Origin of the sequence: Thalassospira sp., from assembly GCF_030690045.1 — a bacterium.
Classification (GTDB): Bacteria; Pseudomonadota; Alphaproteobacteria; order Rhodospirillales; family Thalassospiraceae; genus Thalassospira.
The window spans coordinates 673,897-698,084 of the sequence record NZ_JAUYHK010000011.1 but is presented as its reverse complement, the minus strand read 5'-3'; the positions used below and the strand labels follow the sequence as shown (position 1 = coordinate 698,084).

General features: G+C 55.8%; 20 protein-coding genes. 16 read left to right on the top strand and 4 right to left on the bottom strand.

Annotated features, from left to right (window positions below; translation table 11 throughout):
- The first annotated feature begins 7 nt into the window (after nt 1-7).
- From Q8O73_RS09205 to Q8O73_RS09175, 7 genes are all read left to right on the top strand, one after another.
- Nucleotides 8-412, top strand: coding sequence for a thioesterase family protein (locus tag Q8O73_RS09205; protein WP_305557789.1), 405 nt, complete (start codon nt 8-10; stop codon nt 410-412).
- Between the two features lie 12 nt (nt 413-424).
- Nucleotides 425-838, top strand: a complete 414-nt coding sequence (locus Q8O73_RS09200) for a RidA family protein (protein ID WP_305557787.1) — start codon at nt 425-427, stop codon at nt 836-838.
- An 85-nt stretch (nt 839-923) separates the two neighbouring features.
- Nucleotides 924-1,619 carry a dienelactone hydrolase family protein gene (locus tag Q8O73_RS09195; RefSeq protein ID WP_305557785.1) on the top strand — a complete coding sequence of 232 codons (696 nt, stop codon included), beginning with the start codon at nt 924-926 and terminating at the stop codon, nt 1,617-1,619.
- 296 nt (nt 1,620-1,915) lie between these two features.
- A complete protein-coding gene (locus tag Q8O73_RS09190) occupies nt 1,916-2,128 on the top strand; it encodes a cold-shock protein (RefSeq protein WP_305557783.1) in 213 nt (70 codons plus the stop codon).
- A 173-nt stretch (nt 2,129-2,301) separates the two neighbouring features.
- Nucleotides 2,302-2,439, top strand: coding sequence for a hypothetical protein (locus tag Q8O73_RS09185; RefSeq protein WP_305557781.1), 138 nt, complete (start codon nt 2,302-2,304; stop codon nt 2,437-2,439).
- A gap of 116 nt (nt 2,440-2,555) precedes the next feature.
- Nucleotides 2,556-2,744: a Thivi_2564 family membrane protein gene (locus Q8O73_RS09180; protein ID WP_305557779.1), complete on the top strand. Its 189-nt coding sequence runs from the start codon at nt 2,556-2,558 to the stop codon at nt 2,742-2,744.
- Nucleotides 2,745-3,015: 271 nt separating this feature from the next.
- Nucleotides 3,016-11,586, top strand: coding sequence for a GH36-type glycosyl hydrolase domain-containing protein (locus tag Q8O73_RS09175; RefSeq protein ID WP_305557777.1), 8,571 nt, complete (start codon nt 3,016-3,018; stop codon nt 11,584-11,586).
- 25 nt (nt 11,587-11,611) lie between these two features.
- On the opposite strand, the gene Q8O73_RS09170 is transcribed toward Q8O73_RS09175, so the two are convergent.
- On the bottom strand, nt 11,612-13,201 hold the full coding sequence (locus Q8O73_RS09170) for an FGGY-family carbohydrate kinase (protein ID WP_305557775.1): 1,590 nt from the start codon (nt 13,199-13,201) through the stop codon (nt 11,612-11,614).
- Between the two features lie 155 nt (nt 13,202-13,356).
- On the opposite strand from Q8O73_RS09170, the gene Q8O73_RS09165 reads away from it, so the two are divergent.
- Nucleotides 13,357-14,085 (top strand): HAD family phosphatase, encoded by a 729-nt coding sequence (locus Q8O73_RS09165; protein WP_305557773.1) that lies wholly within the window; start codon nt 13,357-13,359, stop codon nt 14,083-14,085.
- Here the strand turns inward: Q8O73_RS09165 and Q8O73_RS09160 are convergent.
- Entirely contained in the window at nt 14,082-14,813 is a 732-nt protein-coding gene (locus Q8O73_RS09160; protein ID WP_305557772.1) for a FadR/GntR family transcriptional regulator, read from the bottom strand. The genes Q8O73_RS09165 and Q8O73_RS09160 overlap by 4 nt on opposite strands.
- 105 nt (nt 14,814-14,918) lie before the next feature.
- Here Q8O73_RS09160 and Q8O73_RS09155 point away from each other — a divergent pair, with 105 nt between their 5' ends.
- Entirely contained in the window at nt 14,919-15,836 is a 918-nt protein-coding gene (locus Q8O73_RS09155) for an aldose 1-epimerase (RefSeq protein WP_305557770.1), read from the top strand.
- 6 nt (nt 15,837-15,842) lie between these two features.
- On the opposite strand, the gene Q8O73_RS09150 is transcribed toward Q8O73_RS09155, so the two are convergent.
- Nucleotides 15,843-16,640 (bottom strand): enoyl-CoA hydratase, encoded by a 798-nt coding sequence (locus tag Q8O73_RS09150; RefSeq protein ID WP_305557768.1) that lies wholly within the window; start codon nt 16,638-16,640, stop codon nt 15,843-15,845.
- A gap of 234 nt (nt 16,641-16,874) precedes the next feature.
- Between Q8O73_RS09150 and Q8O73_RS09145 the strand changes: the two genes are divergently transcribed.
- From Q8O73_RS09145 to argC, 6 genes are all read left to right on the top strand, one after another.
- Nucleotides 16,875-17,483 carry a hypothetical protein gene (locus tag Q8O73_RS09145; RefSeq protein ID WP_305557766.1) on the top strand — a complete coding sequence of 203 codons (609 nt, stop codon included), beginning with the start codon at nt 16,875-16,877 and terminating at the stop codon, nt 17,481-17,483.
- An 84-nt stretch (nt 17,484-17,567) separates the two neighbouring features.
- Nucleotides 17,568-17,996 carry a PaaI family thioesterase gene (locus tag Q8O73_RS09140; RefSeq protein WP_305557764.1) on the top strand — a complete coding sequence of 143 codons (429 nt, stop codon included), beginning with the start codon at nt 17,568-17,570 and terminating at the stop codon, nt 17,994-17,996.
- A gap of 153 nt (nt 17,997-18,149) precedes the next feature.
- Nucleotides 18,150-18,617, top strand: a complete 468-nt coding sequence (gene rplM, locus Q8O73_RS09135; RefSeq protein WP_305557928.1) for a 50S ribosomal protein L13 — start codon at nt 18,150-18,152, stop codon at nt 18,615-18,617.
- On the top strand, nt 18,617-19,108 hold the full coding sequence (gene rpsI / locus Q8O73_RS09130) for a 30S ribosomal protein S9 (protein ID WP_305557762.1): 492 nt from the start codon (nt 18,617-18,619) through the stop codon (nt 19,106-19,108). Before rplM ends, rpsI begins: the two co-directional genes overlap by 1 nt.
- 161 nt (nt 19,109-19,269) lie before the next feature.
- Nucleotides 19,270-20,541: a hypothetical protein gene (locus Q8O73_RS09125; protein WP_305557760.1), complete on the top strand. Its 1,272-nt coding sequence runs from the start codon at nt 19,270-19,272 to the stop codon at nt 20,539-20,541.
- Between the two features lie 144 nt (nt 20,542-20,685).
- On the top strand, nt 20,686-21,732 hold the full coding sequence (gene argC / locus Q8O73_RS09120) for an N-acetyl-gamma-glutamyl-phosphate reductase (RefSeq protein WP_305557758.1): 1,047 nt from the start codon (nt 20,686-20,688) through the stop codon (nt 21,730-21,732).
- 54 nt (nt 21,733-21,786) lie between these two features.
- Here argC and Q8O73_RS09115 read toward each other — a convergent pair whose 3' ends face one another.
- Nucleotides 21,787-23,184, bottom strand: a complete 1,398-nt coding sequence (locus Q8O73_RS09115) for a PLP-dependent aminotransferase family protein (RefSeq protein ID WP_305557756.1) — start codon at nt 23,182-23,184, stop codon at nt 21,787-21,789.
- Between the two features lie 108 nt (nt 23,185-23,292).
- Between Q8O73_RS09115 and Q8O73_RS09110 the strand changes: the two genes are divergently transcribed.
- Nucleotides 23,293-24,156, top strand: a complete 864-nt coding sequence (locus Q8O73_RS09110) for a DMT family transporter (protein WP_305557754.1) — start codon at nt 23,293-23,295, stop codon at nt 24,154-24,156.
- Nucleotides 24,157-24,188: the final 32 nt, after the last annotated feature.

Sequence of the window (24,188 nt, the reverse complement as noted above, 5' to 3'; positions counted from 1 at the left end):
GCAGGAGATGTTTGTATATCGGCAAAAAGTCCTGTTTCAGCATTGCGACCCGGCGGGGATTGTTTTTTATCCGCGTTATTTTGAAATGATCAATGCGACGGTCGAAGAATGGTTTTCCGAGCGGCTGGATTTCGGGTTCGAGATCATGCATGGCAAGCTGGGGGTGGCGGTGCCAACAGCCGCCCTGCAAATCAGTTTTACCGCGCCCAGCATGTTGGGTGACATGCTTGATTTCCGGCTGGTGGCGACCCGGTTGGGCCGGTCCAGCCTTGATCTGATGATCGAGGCGTTTTGCGGTGACGAAAAACGGTTGTCGATGACATCGACATTGGTTTTCACCAAACGCGGGGCCGGAAAATCCGAACCGTGGCCGGATGAGCTGCGTCAAAAAATATCTGATGAAATCAACTGACTGGTAGATGTTATGCACAAGGTAATACAGCCGGATGGCTGGAAAGATCCCAAGGGTTATTCAAACGGCATTCTGGCCGATGGTGCGCGGCTTTATATTGGCGGGCAGATTGGCTGGACCCGTGATCAGGTGTTTGAAACCACCGATTTCATTGGCCAGATGGAACAGGCCCTGCGCAATATCGTAGATGTGGTTGAGGCCGCAGGCGGCAAAGCCACTGATATTGTGCGCCTGACCTGGTATGTTGTGGATAAAAAGGAATATGTCGCCCGTCAGAAAGAAGTCGGAGCAGCCTATCGTAAGGTTATGGGTAAACATTATCCGGCGATGACAATGGTGGTGGTCAGCGCCCTTCTGGAAGATGCCGCGCTGATCGAAATTGAGGCCACCGCAGCCATTTCACCGTTCCACAACGACCCGGCATAATTCCCCATCGGTCATATTTTCGGACGGTTTGGGAGTATAATGCAGGATTAACGAAAATCCGGCTTACCCCCTCAAGGAGGAAATCATGTCTGATACCCTTGCCATCGAGACCGCAGACGGCACCTTTTGGGCCTATGTCGCCAGACCCGCCGTGCAACCGGCCCCGGTGATTGTCGTTATTCAGGAAATTTTTGGCGTCAATGACGTGATGCGCGCGATTGCCGATGATTATGCCGCGCAAGGTTATGTTGCGGTGTGCCCGGATTTGTTCTGGCGGCAGGAACCGGGCGTACAACTGACCGATCAGACACAGGAAGAATGGGACAGGGCCTTTGGGTTTTATCAGGGTTTTGATGTCAATGCCGGGGTGGCCGATATTGGCGCGACCCTGACCGCGAGCCATGCGATGGCGGGGACCACCGGCAAGGCCGGGGTTGTCGGATTTTGTCTGGGCGGGCTTTTGACCTTTTTGTCGGCTGCGCGCACCGATGGCGACGCCTTCGTGTCTTATTATGGCGGCGGGACGGACCAGTATCTGAACGATGCCGGGACCATCACACGGCCCTTGCTGATGCATTTGGCGGGCGAGGATGAATATATCCCGGCCGCAGCACAGGAAAAAATTGTCACCGCCCTGTCGGGGCACAAGCAGGTCGAAATTCATTCCTATTCGGGGCGGCAGCATGCCTTTGCGCGGGTTGGTGGGGCGCATTATCACGCCGGAGATGCCAAAATCGCCAATGATCGCACGGCGGCGTTTTTCAAAAAGCATTTATCCTGAAATAATTCAAAGATGTTTGGAATGTGAATATAAAATATCTTCGGTTCGTATTTTTTATTTCAGATCGGAGATTATTTTTTTAATATTTATACGGGTATTTGAAAATAAACATCAAATACTGCTTGTGTTTATCCGATTTTAGGATCATACATAGCAGGTCGATGGACGGACTGATGACTTGGTCCCGCACAGTCACATGATCTGCGGGCTGATATTCTTGACACCTGAAAATGCGATTTCGACGGTCTGCGGCAACGCGGGCGAGCAAAATACTTATATTTGTGAAAGATTGTTCCATGAGCACCGGAACTGTAAAATGGTTTAATGCCCAGAAGGGCTTTGGTTTCATTGAGCCCGATGACGGCGGCAGTGATGCATTTGTTCATATCAGCGCCGTCGAGCGTTCTGGTCTTGGCGATCTGCGCGAAGGTCAGAAGATTGGCTTCGAACTTGTCGCTGACCGCAAAAGCGGTAAAATGTCGGCTGACAATCTGAAGTCCCTGGACTGATATTCCGGCTGAGACCGTTTGAACAGCGGTCCTGCTCCGTACTTTGAATGCAATGATGATTTGTTGTTTTGTCGTACGAGCGCCAACACATTTTTGGGTCCCGCACGTCATAGATGTTGCGGGACCTTTTATTTAGCCGGTTGTTTTATGATTGGCTTGCACAGGAGGCCATCATGGCCAAAGGACAAATGCGCAGTAACAAGGAAGCCAAGAAACCCAAAAAGGTGAAGGAACCTGTCGCTGTTCCGGAATCTGTACTGAAGGGTATTTCGGCCAATTCGACCAATACTGCGACCAAAAAGAAGAAATAAGACGTGCTTTCTGATTTCCGTGCGTGAGATTCAGGGCTTTTTTCCTGTCAGCCTGCCGGTGACAATTCCGTTGTTACAGTATGGACGGGAAGCTATGATTCGGAAGGAAAATCGATATGCCTCTTATGAACCTGATTATTTCCCTCATTGTCGTTGGTGTGCTGCTTTGGCTTATCAACACTTACATCCCGATGGATCGCAAGATCAAAAGCATCCTTAATGTCGTTGTTGTCATTGCGGTCGTGCTGTGGCTTCTGAGCGCCTTCGGGGTGCTGGGTTCTTTAAATAACGTTCGGATCGGCTGATCCACCGGATGATTGTGCCCCTCTGATCTGTTGAAGGGTCAGCCGGTTCGGCACCATGTTTTGTTCCTCTGCCTTGTGTAGCAAAGGCAGAGGCAAGACATCTTATTTGTACCTTAAATATCCTTGAATGTACCCCGACGGGGCCGGTCCTGACCTGACCGGCATCTCCGTGCGATATGGTATTTCAGCTTTTCTGGTCAAATTGCTTTCCATGCATACGGCGGCAACCCGACGGGCTTGCAGACCGTCATCGCCAACCGGAAAGTCACCCATGAACGTTTTCTTGCGTCGTCTTTTTGATCCTTTTTACGCTTCATCCTTGTGGGATGATAAGGCCGTCGTTCGGGAAGAGCTTTTTAGCGCCGAACGGCTGGAGCAGCACGCTGAAACGCTTGCGGTGTCGCAGCCTGTCACCGGATCACCGCCGAATGTGCGCTCGCTGCATTCAAGACTGGATGAAAATGCGGCGGTGTTGCTTGCGGCCTATCGGGCGACAGCGCACGAACTGGAAGGTGGCCGGGGTGTGGTGCCGGCGGCGGAATGGCTTCTGGACAATTATCACCTTGTCGAAGAACAAATTCGTGAAATCCGGGATGATTTGCCTGCCGGATATTATCGTCAGTTGCCAAAACTGGCCACGGGACCCTTTGCCGGATATCCAAGGGTGTTTGGCCTTGTCTGGGCGTTTGTCGCACATTCCGACAGTCATTTTGATTCTGAAATCCTGCGTCGGTTTCTTAATGCCTATCAACGGGTTCAACCCCTGACGATTGGTGAATTGTGGGCGGTGGCGATTACGTTGCGTATTGTCCTTGTTGAAAATTTGCGTCGCCTGACCGACCAGATCACGATGGGGATGAAAGAGCGCCTGGAAGCGGATGCCCTTGCCAGCAAACTTTTCGTTGCGGGATGTGCCTGGTCGGCGCTTGAAACCTATATTGCGGATCGCCCCGCAGGTCTTTTGTCTGAAATTTTCGCCGCCCAGCTTGCCAAAAGGCTGCGTGATCAGGATCCGGATATCACGCCGGCGCTGAAATGGCTTGAAGACCAATTGGCGGCGCAGGGAACCTCGATCAATGACGTGGTGCGCCACGCCCAGCAGCGACAGGGCGCATCCAATGTGACCGTGCGCAATATTATCACCAGTATGCGTCTGATTTCCGATATTGAGTGGGCGGACCTGTTTGAAAGTGTCAGCCTGGTTGATGCGCGTTTGTCCGCCGCCAGCGGTTTCGCCGCAATGGATTTCCCGACCCGCAATCTGTATCGCAGCGCCATTGAACAATTGGCCCGTCGTTCCCCTTGTTCCGAACTTGATGTTGCCGATCAGGCATTGAATTCCGCGCATATTGCCCGTGCCGAGGCCACAGGAGAGGCAGATGATACCATCCGTCGGCGGGTTGGCGACCCGGGCTATCATTTGATTGGGGATGGACGCCGCGCTTTTGAGCAATTGATCGGCTTCCGGCAGACGCCCCGGCTTTGGGTCAGCCGGTTTAATGTCCGGCTGGGTATCGGTGGATATGTGGGAAGTCTTTTGCTGGTTTCCCTGATCTTGCTGGTCCTGATGATGAATGCCGTCTGGTTTGCCGGGATTGGTTCAGGATGGCTGGTTCTGTTTGCTGTTTTCGCTTTCCTGCCTGCGACCGAGATGGCGACGGCCCTGGTCAATCGCGCTATAACCTGGAGTTTCGGGGCGAGCGCGTTGCCGGGGCTTGAACTGGCAGACGGGGTTCCGTCCTCCATGCGAACGGTGATTGTCGTGCCGACGCTCCTGACCCATGAGGCTGATCTTCTGGAGCAGATTGAACGCCTTGAGGTGCATCATTTATCGGGTGCTGGCGGGGATTTGTCTTTTGTCTTGCTGTCAGACGGACTGGATGCCGATCAGGAAGTGGTCGAAGATGATGCCCGGTTGCTGACGATTGCAATTGCTGAAATGGACCGGTTGAACCGGGAACACGGACCGGGGCCCTGTGGTTTGCGGTTCAGGTTGCTGCATCGCCGCCGCCTTTATAATGCGGGTGAACAAAAATGGATGGGGTGGGAACGCAAGCGCGGCAAGTTACACGAATTTAACCGGTTGCTGCGGGGGGCGACGGATACGTCTTTCATAACGGTCGATGAACATGTGCCAGAGGCACCCGAACATGTTCGCTATGTCATTACTCTTGATGCCGATACACGCCTGCCAAGGGATGCGGCCATACGTCTGATTGGTAAAATGGCCCATCCGCTGAACCAGCCGGTATTCGACGATGCCGGACTCCGGGTTACCAAAGGTTATGCGATATTACAGCCTCGCGTTACACCGGCCTTGCCCATTCGCGGCGAAGGGTCCGCCTATCAAAAGATTTTTGCCGGCGCTTGTGGCATGGACCCTTATGCGGCGGCTGTTTCGGATGTTTATCAGGATCTGTTTGGCGAAGGGTCATATACCGGCAAGGGTATTTATGATGTGGATGCGTTTGAAAAGGCGCTGGCCGGGCGGGTTCCTGAAAATATCATGTTAAGCCATGATTTGTTTGAGGGGATATTTGCCCGTGCCGGACTGGCATCGGATGTCGAAGTGGTGGAGGATTTTCCGTCCCGCCATGATGTTGCCGCCAAACGTCAACATCGCTGGACCCGTGGCGATTGGCAGCTTTTGCCCTGGTTGTTTGGGTCGGTAACCGGACCGCGCGCCGTTCCCCTGATCGGGCGCTGGAAAATGCTTGATAATCTGCGCCGATCATTGGTGGCGCCGTTTACGATTGTCGCATTGGCGCTGTGCTGGTTGTTGCCGCTGGTACCGGCCCTTATCGGCACAGGTATGATTGTGGCATTGATTGCCTTTCCGGCATTCCTGCCGGTATGGTTTTCGGTGTTGCCGCGTCATCGCGGCATTCTTTTGCGCAGCCATATTGCCGGTTCGGTGGGGGACCTGAAACTTTCCTGTTTGCAAACGGCAATGCAAGTGGCCTTTTTGGCCGACCAGACATGGCGTATGGGCGATGCCATTGTCCGAACCCTGATCCGGATGTTTGTAACGCACCGCCATTTGCTTGAATGGACGACGGCGGCACAATCGACAGCAAGTCCGCGTCTGGATATGGCCGGGTTCCTTTCCCGGATGGGCGGGGGGATCGTTATTACCCTTGTCCTTGCGTCGGGGGTACTGGCAATCACGCCATCATCATGGCCGGTTGTTCTGCCTTTTGCCTTGCTTTGGTTATCGGCACCGGCAATTGCCCTATGGGTCAGTCGTTCGCCCGGCAAGGCGACAGATCACGTCCTGCGCGATGATGTGGCGCGGGATTTGCGGCTTGTTGCGCGACGGACATGGCGTTTTTTTGAAACCTTTGTCACGCCGGAAGACAATATGTTGCCGCCGGATAATTTTCAGGAAACGCCAAATCCGGTTGTGGCGCACCGAACGTCGCCGACCAATATCGGCCTGTATCTGTTATCGACCATCGCCGCCCGTGATTTTGGCTGGGCCGGGATGCTTGAAACGGTTGAACGACTTGAAATCACGTTTGCGATCCTGCACAAACTGCCGCGGTTTAAAGGTCATTTCTTTAACTGGTATGGCACGCGGGATTTGCAGGCTCTTGCCCCGGCCTATGTATCGTCGGTCGATAGCGGCAATCTTGCCGGACATCTGATCGTGGTCGCGACGACATGCGAGGAATGGGCGCAAACAATCGGTATTTCCGATCTGCGACCGGGCATGTCTGATAATCTTGAAATCATTCATCAGGCGATCTTTGCCGCGGCGACACCGCTCAGCGAAGTCGAAACGCAAATAAGTGCGATCCTTGACGACATCAGAACTCAGCTTGAAAGCGTTCAGACAATCGGGACTTCCTTGCCCGCGTTAAACCGTCTGGCGGATAAAGCATTCAGGGCAGTAGAAAATATTAAGACCTCGGCGGACGATGACAGACTCGCCGATTTGCTGTTTTGGGTCGGGGCCGTGCGGAACAATATTGTCGAATACCGCCGTGACCAGATGTGTCTTGAAGAAACCCGGGATATTCTTGTGGCGCGCCTTCAGGCGCTTGCCGTCATCGCGCGTGACATGGCGCTTGAGATGGATTTTGCGTTTCTGATCGACCCGGAACGCAAGCTTTTGTCGATTGGCTATTCTCTGGCGGATAACAGTCTGGATACCAGTTGTTACGATCTTTTGGCGTCCGAGGCCCGTCTGGCCAGTCTTTTTGCCGTGTCAAAAGGCGATGTGACGACGCGCCACTGGTTCCGGCTGGGGCGGTCGGCAACACCGATCGGGTCTGAATCGGCATTGGTTTCGTGGTCGGGCTCGATGTTTGAATATCTGATGCCCTCATTGGTGATGCGCGCCCCTGTCGGCAGTCTTCTGGAACAAACCAGCCGTCTGGTCGTTGCCCGGCAGCAATCCTATTGCCGGTCTTTTGGTATCCCGTGGGGAATTTCGGAATCGGCCTACAATGCCCGTGACCTTGAATTTACATATCAATATTCCAATTTTGGCGTGCCGGGGCTGGGATTGAAACGCGGCTTGTCGGAAAATCTGGTGATTGCGCCTTATGCGACCGGGTTGGCTGCGATGGTTGACCCGGTTGGTGCGCATGCCAATTATGCCCGCCTGTCTGTCATGGGGGCGGACGGACGTTATGGTTTTTACGAGGCACTGGATTTTACCCGGTCACGATTGCCCGAAAATCAGGATTTTGCGATTGTACGTAATTTCATGGCGCATCATCAGGGCATGACGATTGTGGCCATTGCCAATGCCCTGCAAAATGCACGGATGCGAACCCGTTTTCACCGTGAACCCATCATTCAGGCCAGCGAATTGTTGTTACAGGAACGCATGCCGCGCGAAATCGCCATTGCCCGTCCGCGTGCCGAAGAGGTGCATACCGTCGCCCCTGATTCAGTAACCCGCGTGCCCAAGGTGCGGCGTTTTGCCTTGTCGGATATCGCCGAGGCCGTCGATGTGCCGATTACACATTTGCTGTCGAATGACCGTTATACTGTCATGATGACGGCGACTGGCGCCGGATACAGCCGGTGGCGCGATATTGCCATTACGCGGTGGCACGCAGATTCAACCTGCGATGATTGCGGGACACATATTTTTCTGCGCGATACCCATAATGGTCGTATCTGGTCATCAAGCGGGCAGGGATATGGCGATGATGCCGACAGCGGCGCAATCGTATTTGGCGAGGATTACGCCGAATATACCCGCCATGACGGGAATCTGACGACGATCATGGATGTTCTGGTTTCTGGCGAGGATGACGGCGAGGTCCGCCGGGTGTCGCTGGCCAATAGCGGGCGCAAGCCGCGTGTGATTGAACTGACATCCTATTGCGAACTGGTTCTGACGACACCATCGACAGACAATGCCCACCCGGCCTTCAGCAAGATGTTTGTTCAGACCGGATATCTTCCTGAATTCGGCGCATTGACAGCAACACGTCGCCCGCGATCTTTTGGTGATCCGCGCATTTGGGTGGCTCATTTTGCGGTGGTTGAAGGGACTGTTGTTGCCAATCCCCAAATGGAAACTGATCGGGCGCGCTTTTTGAAACGCGAAAGCAACGCGGCGGTATCGTCCGTGATAACGGAAGGGCGTCCGCTTTCAAATACGGTCGGTACTGTTCTGGATCCGGTGTTTGCGTTGAGATACCAGGTTTCCATTCCGCCGGGAAAAGTTGTCCGTGTGGCCTTCTGGACCGTTGTAGCATCGACAGAAGCCGAACTTTTGGACCTGATCGACAAACATCATGATCGCAGTGCCTATGAGCGGGCCAAAACGCTTGCCTGGACACAGGCGCAGGTTCAGTTGCGTCATCTGGGTGTGGAAGCCGAAGAGGCTGCTGATTTTCAATCACTTGCGGCCTCGGTTCTTTATGCTAATCCCCGTTTTCGCGCATCTTCAGGGGCGATTGTCCACGGGATGGCCCCGCAATCGATGTTGTGGCCATTGTCGATTTCCGGCGATCTTCCGATCATTTTGCTGCGAATTGACGATATTGAAGATATTGCCAAAGTACGCCAGTTGTTGCGCGCCTATGAATACTGGCGGATGAAGGGGCTGGATGTTGATCTGGTTATCGTCAACGACCGTGCCTCATCCTATGTTCAGGATTTGCAGATTGCAGTTGAAACGGCAGTGCGCAGCAGTCAGGCCCACCCGCGTTTGGGGGAAAATGTTGTGCGGGGCAGGGTTCATGTCCTGCGGGCGGATTTGCTGAGTGCCGAGGCTCGGGCCTTGCTGTTGTCTGTCGCGCGGGTGGTTCTGGTCGCGCGTCTTGGTTTTATGGCCGATCATGTTGCCCGCTTGCTCCAAACGGCCGCCCGGCAGTTACCATCCAGCAGTGACAGCGTTTCCAAATTTTGGAAAAAGCTGGAAACCCCCATGCCGTCTTCGCGGATTTCGCCCGATCAAACGTCATCGGGTCTTGAGTTTTTCAACGGACTGGGCGGGTTCGACAAGGATGGCACGGAATATGTCACAATCCTTGAAGCCGGGGCCATGACACCGGCCCCATGGATCAATGTCATTGCCAATGCCGGTTTCGGGTTTCAGGTGGCGGTAGAAGGCAGCGGTTATAGCTGGTCTGAAAGCAGTCGTGAAAACCAGTTGACCCCGTGGTCAAACGATCCGGTTGCCGATCCGTCCGGCGAGGCGTTTTATCTGCGCGATGAAACCAGTGGCGATCTTTGGAGCCCGACCGCACAGCCAATCCGGGGGGACGGAACCTATGTGGCGCGGCATGGCCGTGGTTACAGCCGGTTTGAATATCAGGCGCATGGTATCGCCAGTGAATTGTTGCAATATGTCCCGGTTTCCGATCCGGTGAAAATTTCACGTCTGACCTTGCGCAACCTGTCCGGGCGGCCGCGCCGCATTTCGGTAACATCCTATGCGGAATGGGTATTGGGGCGTTTGCGCAGTGCGTCCGGGCCTTTCATCATCACGGAAAAAGACGATGTTACCGGGGCCATTCTGGCGCGCAATCCCTGGAGTACGGTTTTCGCGGATCGTGTGGCATTTTCGGATATGGCCGGGCAGCAAACGGGCTGGACGGCAAACCGCACTGAATTTCTTGGACGCAATGGCAGTGTGGGGGCCCCGGCGGCGTTAACCGGTGGGGCGGTTCTGTCGGGGATACATGGCGCGGGGATGGATCCGTGTGCCGCATTGCAAACAGTTGTTGAACTGGCGGCGGGTGAGACAATTGAAATTGTCAGTTTTCTGGGGCAATGCGAATCCGCCGCGGCGGCGCAGGCTTTAATTGTCCGCTATCGCGCAATTGATCTGGATGAAGTTCTGAAAGCGGTGACGGATCAATGGGATGATATTCTGGGCGCGGTTCAGGTCAAAACGCCGGACCGGGCGATGGACATCATGCTCAATGGCTGGTTTTTGTATCAGACAATTTCCTGCCGAATTCGCGCTCGGTCCGCCTTTTATCAGGCCAGTGGAGCCTATGGTTTTCGGGATCAGCTTCAGGATGGTATGGCGTTGACCTTTACCAGGCCCGAAGATACCCGCCACCACCTGTTGCGGGCGGCAGGGCGCCAGTTTGTTGACGGCGATGTGCAACATTGGTGGTTGCCGCATTCGGGGCAGGGGGTGCGGACCCGCATTTCCGATGACCGGGTGTGGCTGGCCTTTGCGACGGCGACCTATATTGCCTGTCTGGACGATATCGCCATTCTTGATGAAATCGTTCCGTTCCTGGAAGGGCAGGCCTTGCAGCCTGATGAACATGATGCTTTTTTCCAGCCCGATGTTGCCGATGAAACTGCAACCCTGTTTGAACATTGCGCCCGTGCTCTGGACCAGTGCATCGTCCTGACGGGTGAACATGGTCTGCCTTTGATGGGGTCGGGCGACTGGAATGATGGCATGAACCGCGTTGGCGAAGGAGGGCGGGGCGAAAGCGTTTGGCTGGGATGGTTCCTTGCGCGGACTTTGACGCTGTTTATACCCTTTGCCAAAGATCGTGATCCTGAAAGGGCAGAACGCTGGTCGTCTCATCTGCTGGCGTTGCAGATGGCCCTGAACGATGATGCATGGGATGGCGAATGGTATTGCCGCGCCACATTTGATGACGGGATGTGGCTGGGATCAAAAGATGCGGTTGAATGCCAGATTGATTCGATTGCGCAATCATGGGCTGTTTTGTCAGGAGTTGCCGATCCGGTGCGGGCGGCAACGGCAATGGCATCGCTTGAGACCCATTTGATCCGCAAGGAAGATGGTCTTGCGCTATTGTTTACGCCTCCCTTTGATAAAACAGAGCATGACCCGGGATATATCAAGGGATACCCGCCGGGATTGCGTGAAAATGGCGGGCAATACAGCCATGCCGCCATGTGGTCGATCCTTGCCTTTGCCAAATTACGGCAAGGTGATCAGGCTGCCGCTTTGTTTGCCATGCTCAATCCGGTCAATCATGCCCGCACGCCCGACGAGGTTCAGCGTTACAAGGTTGAACCCTATGTGCTGGCGGCGGATGTTTATTCGGTGGCGCCGCATGTCGGGCGCGGCGGCTGGACATGGTATACCGGGGCTGCGGCCTGGATGTATCGTGCCGGGGTTGAGGGGATTTTGGGACTGCGACGTGAAGGCTCGTTCCTTGTGCTTGTGCCCTGCATTCCTGAAACATGGCCGGGATTTGAGGTGACGGTCAAGATTGCCGCAACCCGATATGATATTTCCGTACTGGCTCCGTCTGCGCAGTCCGGCGATATTATCCGTGCCGAACTGGACGGTACAGATATGGGAATTGCCGGTGGATCGGTGCGGGTGTCACTGGATGGTGGCATCCATCATCTGTCGGTCTGGCTTGAATAAAGCCTACAGGCCAGACCACGATCCGTTATATCCCGTCAATTTCTTGCCGGTGCGCGTGCAGGCGATGGAAAATGGCATAGCGCCGGTCATGGTCGGCACGCGCCGCCGGATCGGGCATTATCACGGTTTCGGGGGCCGCCATGGCGCGGGCGGCGGATTCCAGTGCGCCATTGGCATTTTCGGGATGAAGGGCGGCGGCGGCCAGCATCGCCGATCCCAGCAGGACCGGCTCGGCGCAATCAGACATCACAACGTCGCAGTTGGTGACATCGGCATAAAGTTTCACCAGCACCGGGCTTGCGGTGTGGCCGCCGCTGAGATGGATGTGGCGGATGCTGTATCCGGCGTCATTTAGCGCATCAATGATATGGCGGGTGCCATAGGCAATGGCGCAGGCGGTGGCCCAGTAAAGATCCAGAAAACTGTCTTCGCTTTGATCCAGCGTCAGGCCGCTGATCACGCCCAGCGCCTCGGGATCGGCCAGTGGCGACCGGTTGCCATGAAAATCGGGCAACACATGCAGGCGCGGGGCGAGATCGGCCGTTTCGCGCATTCGCGGCAACAGTTTTTCGGCGGCCAGACGATGTGCCTCGCGGCCCAGATCGCGGGCAAAGGGATGCAGGGCGACAATATGGTCCAGCAACGCCCCGGTTGCCGATTGCCCGCCTTCGTTCAGCCACATGCCCGGAACAATCGCCCCGAAATACGGTCCCCAGACGCCTTTGATAAACCGTGCTTCGGCGGACAGCGCCATGTGGCAGGTGGATGTTCCGGCGATCATCGCCAGACGGTCATCCAGATTGCCCTGCAAGTGCGCGCCCAGCGTACCCAGCGCCCCGGCATGGGCGTCGATCAAACCTGTCCCGACCCGGCAATCGGAAGTCAGACCCAGTTCCGACGCCGCCTGTGCTGTCAGGTTCCCGGCATCAGCTCCGACCGACAGGGCCGGGCGGGCGATACCGGTTTTGGCAGCAAAATCATCAAGGCCGATTTGCGCCAGAAAACCGCCATCCCACGGTTGGTCCTGATGGGCAAGATGGGTCCATTTGCAGGTCAGGGTGCAGCAGGACCGGCTGTCGCGTCCGGTGGCGCGAAAGGCGAGAAAATCTGCCAGATCATAGGCGGCTCCCATTTGCGCCCAGACTTTGGGGTTATGGCGTTTCAGCCACATCAGTTTGGGAATTTCCATTTCCGGCGACATGGTGCCGCCGATATAATCCAGCACCTTTTCCCCGGTTTTGGTGCATTCTTCGGCCTCGCGCACGGCCCGGTGATCCATCCAGACAATGACATCCCAATTGGCCGATCCATCAGGGGAGACGGGCAGGGGGCGGTTATCGGTGCTGCGGATGACCAGTGAGCAGGTGGCGTCAAACCCAATCGCGGCGACCTGTTCGGGGCGAATTGCCGCTTTGCCCAAGGCCTCGTGGATCGACTGGCATACCGCTGACCAGATATTTTCTGAATCCTGTTCGACAAAATCGGCCTGCGGGCGGTTCATGGCAATCGGGCAGGCGGCGCTGGCAAGGAGGGTACCATCATCGCGGAAAATCCCGGCGCGTGCGCTGCCGGTTCCGACATCGACACCAATAAGGATGTTTTGCGGATGGGTCATGGTCGTGTGGTCTCCTGCCCGATTTTATGATTTGGTGGTCAATTGAACAAAAGATCATCATATGGTCAATTGATCATTTTCATTGACGGCGATATTGCCGCCCGTCTAGGGTTTGTGTCACCACCCTTGCGTAAAAGATACCACAAGAGAGTTCAATGACTTCTGATCAGGCAGCTGATTTTTCATCCGATCTACGGCCATTTTCCGGCGGTGCGGTGCTGTTTGATTGTGACGGGGTTCTGGTCAATAGCGAACCGATATCGCTTTCGACGCTGGGGGATGTGTTGCGACATTTTGGTGCCCCCCTGTCAGCACAGGACATTGCCACCCGTTTTACCGGCCGGTCCAGTGCCGCCCCGATCCGCCATATTCACGACACCACCGGGCAGGATGTCAGCGCCAGTTTCAAACCGGTTTTCTATGACCGGCTGTTTGCGCGTTATCAGACGGAATTGCATAAAATCAACGGGATTGATGCCGTTCTGCATACTTTGCGCGACCGTGGTACGGCTTTTTGCATTTCATCAAGCAGTTCTGTCGCCCGGCTGGAAGTCACGATGGAGGTTACCGGTCTGGGCCATTGGTTTGAAGGCCGGGTTTACAGTGCCGATTTTGTGGCCAACGGCAAACCGGCCCCTGATCTGTTTTTATTTGCCGCCGAAAAAATGGGCTTTGCACCTGATCAGTGTCTGGTGATTGAGGATTCAGTGGCCGGGGTGCAGGCGGCGGTTGCCGCCGGTATAGCCTGCTGGGGATTTGTCGGTGGCGGGCATTATGAAGATGACCGGGATCAGGCAACCGACCGGCTGATTGCAGCAGGGGCCGGGCGGGTATTTCGCACCATGGATGATATCAACGTCGCCTTTGCCGGTACCATGCTTTAGCGTTGCCGCAACAGGCTTTGATACCGGGCCTGACTTTGGCTGAGATGGTCGCGCATCGCTTGCCGGGCTTTTTCAGAATCGCGGGTGGCAATCGCATCGTAAATCCGGTGATGTTCGGTCAGGATTTTTGCCATATAGGCGGCCTGATCGGCGGCCTCGGCCGGTTTGCGGCGCAGTTGCGCACGCGGAATGGTCTTGTCGCCCAGATATTCCAGAAATTCACCATAACGGCGATTGTTGGTGGCGTCGGCGATGGCGCGGTGAAATTCGTAATCGGCCTTTTCGGCAGGACTGCCTTTTTCGACCTGATCGGTCATTTCTTGCAAGGCTTCGTAAATCTTGGCCTGTTGTGCCACCGAACTGCGGGCACAGGCCAGGCCCGCCGCCTCGATTTCCACCGCCATGCGCAGTTCAAGAATTTCCAGTACATCGGAAATCTGCGCATAATCGACGGCAAAGATCGAACCGCTGAGTTTACGGGGACTAGGGGCCAGAACAAACACCCCGGCACCCTGACGCGGTTCCAGCAGACCATCGGCCTTGAGGGCGGCAATCGCCTCGCGGATGACGGTGCGGCTGACGCCGAATTTTTCGGTCAAGGCCGGTTCGGTTGGCAATTTTGTCCCCGGCGTCAGATTGCCGCCTTCGATCTCGCTGCGCAGGCTGGCGATGACTTTTTCGGTCAGGGAAATTTTGCGTTGCGTTTTTTTGGGCGCGGTGTTGTTCATTATGGCTCTGATTTTGTTGGCGGCCTGATCCGGTAACACGACAGGGACAAAGGTCGTCATGGTGAAGTCATCATACGATTTAACCGTAAACCGGGAAGCGATACCATGCAAAAAAAATCCGACACGGAAATCCTGTGGCAGTGCGGGGATTTTCGCGTGGGCGTGCTGCCGCGGGGTGGGGCGATTACGCGGCTTGACTGGAACCGCCCGGATGGGCAGGGGTATGTGCCGTTGTTGCGTCCCGCTGACAAAAAGGCGATTTTATCGTGTAACCCGTCTGCCTTGGGATGTTTTCCGCTGGTGCCGTTTGCCAATCGTCTGGCCCACAGCCAGTTTGAATTTGATGGCCGGACGGTTACGGTTCCGGCCAATCGCGCGCCGGACCCGCATGCGATTCATGGCTTTGGCCTTTATGCCGACTGGCAGGTGATGAAACGCGATGCCACGCGGCTGCGTTTGGAGCATCGGTATGATGAATCGCCCAACGGTTTTGATTATGTCGCCTGGCAGGAAATTACGCCGGAGGGAGATGGTTTGCGCATTGAAATTGGCGTCAGTCATCTGGCCGCCCGTCCGATGCCCTATGGCATTGGCCTGCATCCGTGGTTTTATGCCACCGAAGATGCGGAAATCTGTTTTTCCGCCCTTGGCAGTTTTCGCAATGATGACGGAAAATTGCCGGTGGCCCCGGTGGTGATTGATCTGGGTCGCGATTTTTCCGACCCCAAACTGGCCCGGCGTCAGCGCGGGCTGGATGCGCATTATCATGGCTGGACGGGGATTGCCGAAATCATCTGGCCGGAAAATGGCGTGCGGTTGGTGATCGGGGCGGATGAGACATTGCGCAATTTGCAGGTTTATCTGCCGCCATCGGGCGATGCGATTTGTCTGGAACCAGTATCGCATGTGCCCAATGTGCAGAATCGCGTTGATTTCAAAGATTATGGTGATGTGCGCGTTTTGCAGCAAGGAGACAGTCTGAGCGGCGCGATGACCCTCAGACCGTCATTGGTCGCCGTGTGATTCCGGTCAGTCATGACGCCATTCGGGGTGACGTTTTTCAACAAAGGCCCCAATGCCTTCGCGGGCGTCGTTTGTTTGCATATTGTCGGTCATGACGCGCGCCGCATAATTATAGGCATCCGCCAATGGCATTTCCGCCTGCCGGTAAAAGGCGGCCTTGCCAAGGGTGATGGTTGATCCCGATTTGGCGGCAATCCGGGCGACAAGGGTATTGGTTGCAGCAATGAGGTTATCATCATCGACGACATCGGATACCAGCCCCATCTGAAAAGCCAGATCGGCGGGCACCGGATCGCCGGTCAACAACATGCGCATGGCATGTTTGCGCGGGATATTGCGCGACAATGCGACCATCGGGGTTGAACAAAACAGGCCGATATTGACCCCCGGTGTGGCAAATCGCGCCGAACGCCCGGCAACCGCCAGATCGCAACTGGCGACCAGCTGGCACCCGGCGGCGGTCGCCATGCCATGCACGCGGGCAATAACCGGTTGTGGCAAGGTGACAATCCGCATCATCAGGGCGCTGCATTGTTCAAACAGGGCCGCGTGGCGGTTGCAATCGGTAATCGCATTCATTTCACGCAAATCATGACCGGCGCAAAAGACCGGGCCATTGGCCGCCAGAATCACGGCCCGGATCGCCGGGGTTTGGGCGATATCGTCAAGGGCGGCATGCAGGGCCGCCATCATTTCGCCCGACAGGGCATTGCGCGATTGCGAACGATCCAGCGTCAGAATGGCGACGGCATCGTGATCAAGACGGGAAACAGGCCCGGAGGCCGGGTGAGAAATTTCGGACATTATCAGGCTCCCTGTGACGGATGACACTGCGAATCTTTTTTGGGTTTTGTACCCTATGGTAGCAATAATAGTTTCCTGATCACTCTGTTTTTGTGTTCGATATGGAATTGTTCGGGGCAGGACAAAATGAGCAACGATAAAGGTTCCGGACGGCCCAAAGCGCCAACGCCTTTTGTTCCGTCTTCAAAAATTGTCAAATCTGCCAAACCTGTATCGGCAAAACCCCGGGTACGGATGAATCGCTATGACCGCAAGGATGCGATTGACTGGGAATGGGAACGTAAAAAAGCCGATGTTGTTGCCCGTCTGCAAAGCCGGGGTATTATGGGGATGGCGGCGGCGGAGCATCAGATTTTAGCCCCCCGTCCTGTCATACAGCCCCACCCGGTTCATGTTGACACTGCCGGGGCCGGGCAAGGGGAGGCCGATGACGACAGGGAGCCGGAAGGCGTTTATGATTCCTATCGTGCATCGCTGGGGCAGCCTGCCGTCGATGAGGCCGATGCCCATCCGTTTCATGAGCTTGACGGCACGGTATCGGGTGCGCCGACCGAAGGCCGCATTGCCCTGCCGGAAACCGAACGAAAAGTTGTCACCAATGCGCGCCCCCGCAGGGTGCGGGACTCTGAACCGCATATTTCCGCAAAACCGGATATTTCTGCCGGTTCTGGCCGGACGACGCGGGCCAGATCCCAAAAGACCCCCGATCCGCAACAGACGATCAGCTATCAGAAATGGTTGTCGCGTATGGCGGCCTATATGATTGCGGCGGTGGCGGTTGGTTATGTGCTTGTGCTGACCATTTCTGAAATGATGCCGGTTTTGAACCAGCTTGGAAAATAGCCGATGGTGGCACCAGCCTGTCAGAAGACTTGACGTTGACGTAAACGGCATGTCTAAATTGCCTCCGGCCCCCGGAGGAAAATCATGACAGAGACCGGAATTACCCCTGCTGATTTTGATGCGATCATGCGCGACAAGGTACCGTTTGTCGGCAATATGGGCGTTGTGACCGAAAGCCTTGGCGATGGCGTGGCGCGGTTACGGCTGCCATTTCGACCTGATTTCATCCGGCCCGGCAATGTGGTGTGCGGCCCGGCGATTTTTGGTCTGGCTGATATTGCGCTGTATGCGGTGGCGTGGCTGGTGGTGCCGAGGGCCGATCTGGCGGTAACGACCGAGGCGACGGTGCATTTTCTGTCCGGGGCAAAACCCGGCGACCTGATGGCCGAAGCCCGGATTTTAAAAGCGGGCAGGCGGCTCTTGATTGCCGAATGCCATATCCGGTCACTGGTGGATGATGCGTTATGTGCGCATGTGGTTGGGACCTATGCGATGCCGCCGACGGAAAAATAATGGAAAATGATGTGGTAAAATAATACCACTTTATTTAAGTTATTGATTTATAACGATTTATTGTTGTTGCTTTCCTGTTTAATGTTGGCATACTGCGCCAACTTTCAACGAGGGGCGATTCCCTCCGTGAAAACAGGTTCAGGTATCAAATATATGAAGACCTTCTCTGCAACACCCAGCGACATCGAGCGCAAATGGTTCGTGATCGACGCCGAAGACGTCGTTCTTGGCCGTCTTGCGTCGATTGTTGCCAATCGTCTTCGTGGCAAGCACAAGGCGATGTTTACCCCGCACATGGATTGTGGCGATCATATCGTCATCGTCAATGCTGAAAAGGTAAAGCTGACCGGCCGCAAGCTTCAGGACAAAAAGTTCTATTGGCACACCGGCTATCCGGGCGGCATCAAGGAACGCACCATGGACAAGCTCCTTGGCGGTGCGCATCCGGAACGCGTGATCATCAAGGCGGTTGAACGCATGATGTCCCGTGGCCCGCTGCGCAGCCAGGTTCTTTCCAAGTTGCACGTTTATGCCGGCGCTGCGCATCCCCATGATGCACAACAGCCCGAAATTCTCGACGTTGCAGCGATGAACGACAAGAACAAGCGGAGCGCGTTGTAATGGCCGACACCAAAACTTTTGAAGATCTCAAGGATCTTAAGGATCTGGCTCAGGGCGGCACCGTTGCTGCCGAGGCAGCCTTGCCGGAAGCAAAGATCGACTCGCTGGGTCGTTCCTATGCAACCGGTCGCCGTAAAAACGCCATTGCCCGCGTCTGGATCAAACGCGGTTCGGGCAAAATCACCGTCAATGGCCGCGAATTCGAAGATTACTTCGGTCGTCCGGTTCTGCGCATGGTGATCAACCAGCCGTTCGGCGCTGCCAACCGCAAAGATCAGTATGATGTGGTTTGCACCGTCAATGGTGGTGGTTTGTCTGGTCAGGCCGGTGCCGTTCGTCACGGCATTTCCCGCGCTTTGACCCTGTTCGAGCCGGAACTGCGCAAGCCGCTTAAGGCTGGTGGCTTCCTCACCCGTGACTCGCGTGCGGTTGAACGTAAAAAATACGGTCGCGCCAAAGCCCGTCGTAGCTTCCAGTTCTCGAAGCGTTAATCGACAAGCTGTCGCGATTGCGATTTGCGAGAAGGCCCGCTGGTTTCAGCGGGCCTTTTTGTTATGCGATTTTTAGGAAAATCACGGTAAAAAGGTCGCCTCTTTGGGCGAGGATGCAGAATATGGGGCGGTGGTCGCTTCGGATTGCAACGGTAATATGGATGATGGGTGCGGCGGGGATTTCCCACGCCACCGGGCACGATCAGGTGTTGTATTATCCGGATGGCCGACCGTTGAAACTGGGTAAATTCGGGGCGGTTTCGGGGTTTCAGCAAGCCTTGTACAATGCGGCGGCGCAGTGCCGTGGCGGATCGGCCAGCCAGTATGGCAAGGCGGATGGCGTTATGGGGGAAAATACCCGGCGGGCGGTGATGGATGTTCTGACCTGTTCGCCTTTTGCGGATGAACATGCGCAAGGCCCGGCCAGCAAGGGGGCGATCACGGTCGGCATGTGGCGGTCTCTGATGCCAGATCATGTGCCGCTGCCCGATGCGATTGAACGTGCCAATCAATTGACCTTTGCCCTTGAAGGTACGGATTATGACCGGGTGATGTTCAATTTTTGCCAGTCGCGCAATCCGCGCACTGGCAAGACCTTTGCCGAGGGCGACCGGTTTTGTTATTCCAACGACCGCAAATCCTATATGACGTGGGGGCCGCGCGGGGCAACTGCCGGGCATGGGGCGGAAATTCAGCAAATCATGTTCCGCGCCGAACAACGCCATCCTGATATCCTCAAAAAAGCCTTTGGTCCGGAATTCGAGACGGTCATCCGCCTGATTCTCGGCACAGAAGACAGTGTTGCCGATATTCTGTGTGCCGCCTGGATCAATCCCGAACGGCGAGAGGCGTTGCGGGCCTCGTTTGCGCGGTTTGGCTCGATGCCCGAAGTACAGGAAGCCTACCGCGAGGTTTATGACGCTGCCAATGCCGATGGCGGCAAAATCCGGCGATTTTTCAGGCTGTATCAGGAACTCAAACCATTATTGGGCCGTGATCCGACGGAAATCGATCTGGCATTTTTCATCGACCGCGCCACCCACGGCAGCACCCCGCCTTCGGATATGTCTGATCTGATCGGGAAAATGGGCCGCTTTATCACCCGCACCCGTGTTGCACCGACGCCGGGGCAATTGCGCATGCAGCTTGCTGCGTGGTTGCCGTCGCAACATAAATTCAATGACCGGCTGGCACGCGATGCGATTTTCCTGATTGATGACCCGAAAATCACATTATCCGATGCCCATAAACGCATGTGGCAAAGCCGGTCGGGGCTGAAAGCCAGTTCGTTTGGCCTGTCCGATGATCGCTTTGTCGCCGATTACCCGGTCTTGTCATCAACCGGATATCAGGCGGTGGAACGGTTTGACAGTGCCCATCCCGCCGAAAAACAGGCCTGCCCGGCGGTGGTGAAAAAACCGCAACGCCCCTGATTATTGCGTCCATGCCGTTTTTGCATATCTCCTGTGGTTGGGCAGGGGGCAAAAATCCCGCTAATTGCTTGCATCCGGGGGCAGGGTTTGCCACCATCCGCCCGATGTTAACGGGATACCCCCGAAAAAGGAGCAAGATTTGATATGAACGACGTTAAGGTGAAAGTCGGAATTCTCGGTGCCAGTGGCTATACCGGGGCGGAACTGGTGCGTCTTTTGGCGCATCATTCGGCTGCGGACATTACCCTGTTGACCGCAGACCGACGCGCCGGGCGTCCGTTCGGCGAGGTTTTCCCGCATCTTGCCCATTTGCACCTGCCAACCATGATCCGCATCGAAGATGCCGACTGGAGCATGGTTGACATGATTTTCTGTGCCCTGCCGCATGGCACGACGCAGGAAGTGATTGCCGGTCTGCCCGAACGGGTCAAGGTTGTCGATCTGTCGGCCGATTTCCGGCTGTTTGATCCGGCAACCTACAAGGAATGGTACGGTGCCGAACATGCAGCACAGGATTTGCAAAAAAAAGTCGTCTATGGCCTGACCGAATTGCACCGCGAACAGATTGCCAAGGCACGGGTTGTTGCCAATCCGGGCTGTTATCCAACCCCGGTGCAATTGGCCCTGATTCCGCTTTTGGAACGCAAGATGGTGCTGGCCGATGACATCATCATCGATGCCAAATCCGGGGTGACCGGGGCCGGTCGGGCGCCCAAGGAAGGCATTTTGTATGCCGAGGTGACCGAAGGCATTCACGCCTATGGCACCGGCGGGCATCGCCATGCCCCGGAAATCGAACAGGGGCTGTCCTGGGCGGCAGGGCGTGATGTGGTGGTCAATTTTTCGCCGCATCTGATGCCGATGAGCCGCGGCATCCTTGAAAGCATTTATGTGAAACTGGCCGATGGCGTACAGGCAGAGCAGATCAGCGATGCCCTTGCCAAACGCTATGAAAACGAACCGTTTGTGCGGGTTCTGCCATTTGGCACCACTCCGCAAACCCGTCATGTGCGCGGATCGAATTATGTTCTGATCGGCGTGGTGAAGGACCGGGTGCCGGGCCGGGTGATTATCGTTGCGGTCGAGGATAATCTGGTCAAGGGCGCATCGGGACAGGCGGTGCAGAACATGAATGTGATGTTCGGCCTGCCGGAAACCATGGGGCTTGAGATCGAACCGTTGTTCCCGTAAGCAAGACTGAACCGATTCAAAGGGGCGCATCTGCATTGGCCGATGCGCCCTTTTTCATTCCGGTATGGTGCGGATCAGAAAATCAAACAACCGTGGATCTTCGCATTGCGCGACGTTAAACCGCATATGGTGGCGGGCATTTTGTGACAGGCTGAATACATTGCCCGGCGCCAGAACAATGCCTTCGGCCAGTGCCTTGCGTGCCAGATCGGCGGCATCAATCTGATCGGGTAATGTGCACCATAAAAACAGACCGGCCCCCGGTTCGATCATCGGATGGATGCCGATTGATTTCAGGCGGATGGCGGTTTGCGACATTGTCCGGGCAAGGCGGTCGCGCAGGGCGACCATATGTTTGCGGTATGATCCGTCTTTGAGCAGGGCAAGAACAAGTTCGGCGGATAACCGGTTGCTGCCGAAGGTGGTGGCGATTTTCAGGTCGATCAACCCCTCGATCCAGTCGGGCCGGGTGACGATATAACCGCACCGTACCGACGCCGACAGGGTTTTGGAAAAACTGCCGATATGGATCACGCGGTTCAGCCCGTCAAAGGCGGCAAGATGCGGTGACGGGGTGTTTTCAAAATCATCGAAAATTGCATCTTCGATAATGATCAGGTCATGCTGTTCGGCGGTTTTCAATATCCTGTGCGTGGTTGCCGCCGAAAGAGAGGCACCGGTCGGATTATGCAGGCCGGAATTGGTGATATAAAGCCGGGGGTGGTGAATGCCGACAAGGGCGGCGAACTGTTCGGGATCGGGGCCGGAGGATGTAAAGGGCACCCCGATGATATCGGCGCGATGGGCGCGCAGCAGGGCCTGAAAATTGAAATAACACGGATCATCAACCAGAACCTTGTCGCCCGGTTCGATCAAAAACCGGCATAAAAGATCAATGGCTTCTGTGCCGCAATCGGTCAGCATGATGTGTTCTGGCGGGGCCTCGAGGCCAAATTCCGCCATACGCCGCGCCAAAAGATGACGCAGGGGCAATAACCCCTGTGGCGTTCCGTAATCGGCAAGGATGGTGTCACTGGCGCGTGACAGGCTGCGCAAGGCCCGGCGGATGGCCTGTTCGGGCATCCAGCTTGCAGGTAACCAGCCACAACCGGGTTTGATCATATCCGTCCCGGCATCCAGCGATTGCCGCGAAATCCAGAACGGATCAACCGCACGATCCAGTTTCGGGCCGATTTCCGCCAACGACAATGGGACCATATGGCCGGTCACATAAAACCCCGACCCCGGTCGCGACGCAATTGTTCCTTCGGCAACCAGCCGGTCATAGGCCCCGACAACGGTGGAGTTCGACACGCCAAGCAAGGCCGCACAGCGCCGGATCGAGGGCAGCTTTGCACCGGGCAACAGGGATCTGGCCGCAATCCGGTCTCGGATTGTTGTGGCAACATGTTCCGTGCGGCTTGTGCCGTGGCCGATCGTGATACTGGTCATCTGTAATGCTTTTTGTTTCAATACAGTTTGATATAATTGTACTGTATTGTGTCTGGGATTATCCGCATATGCAATCCATAACAAACCTTTGGTTTTCGGAGGTTGTGAATGGATAAAGTGACGGGTGGCTGGATCAACGGGTTTATCGGCATTCTGATTTTTAGCGGATCGTTACCGGCAACGCGGGTGGCGGTGGCGGATTTTGATCCGGTATTTCTGACGCTGGCGCGGGCGGCGATTGCCGGATTGATGGCGGCGGTCCTGTTATGGCTCTGGCGGCAGAAACGCCCACAAAAACAGGACTGGATGCCGTTATGCGGGGTGGTGCTGGGCGTTGTGATCGGCTTTCCGCTTTTGACCGCCCTGGCCCTGCAATATATCACATCAGCCCATTCGATTATCTTTGTCGGCCTGTTGCCGCTGGTCACTGCGATATTTGGCGTGATGCGGGCGGGGGAACGCCCGCGTCTTGCCTTTTGGCTGTTTTCGGGGCTCGGCAGTTTGCTGGTGGCCGGGTTTGCCGCCTTTCAGGGTGGGGCGGGGTTATGGCAGGGCGATCTTTTGATGATCGGGGCGATTATTGTCTGCGGTTTTGGCTACGCCGAAGGGGCGAAACTGTCACGGCATCTGGGCGGATGGCAGGTGATTTGCTGGGCGCTGGTGGTGTCCCTGCCGGTGATGGTGGCGGGCAGTATCATCACCCGGCCGGATTCTTTTGCCACCATTGGCCCCCGGGCATGGGCCGGGCTGGCCTATGTGTCGGTGTTCAGCATGTTGATCGGATTTTTCTTCTGGTATCGCGGGCTGGCACAGGGCGGGATTGCCGCCGTCGGCCAATTGCAATTGTTACAGCCGTTTTTCGGATTGATGTTGGCAGCGGCCCTGTTGTCGGAAACCATCAGCGCGATGATGGTGGCGGTTGCCGCAGGGGTGGTGATGTGCGTTGCTGGGGCCAAACGGTTTGCGCGATAGGGGATGTTGCCGTTTCCGGGTGGCGGGGGCGC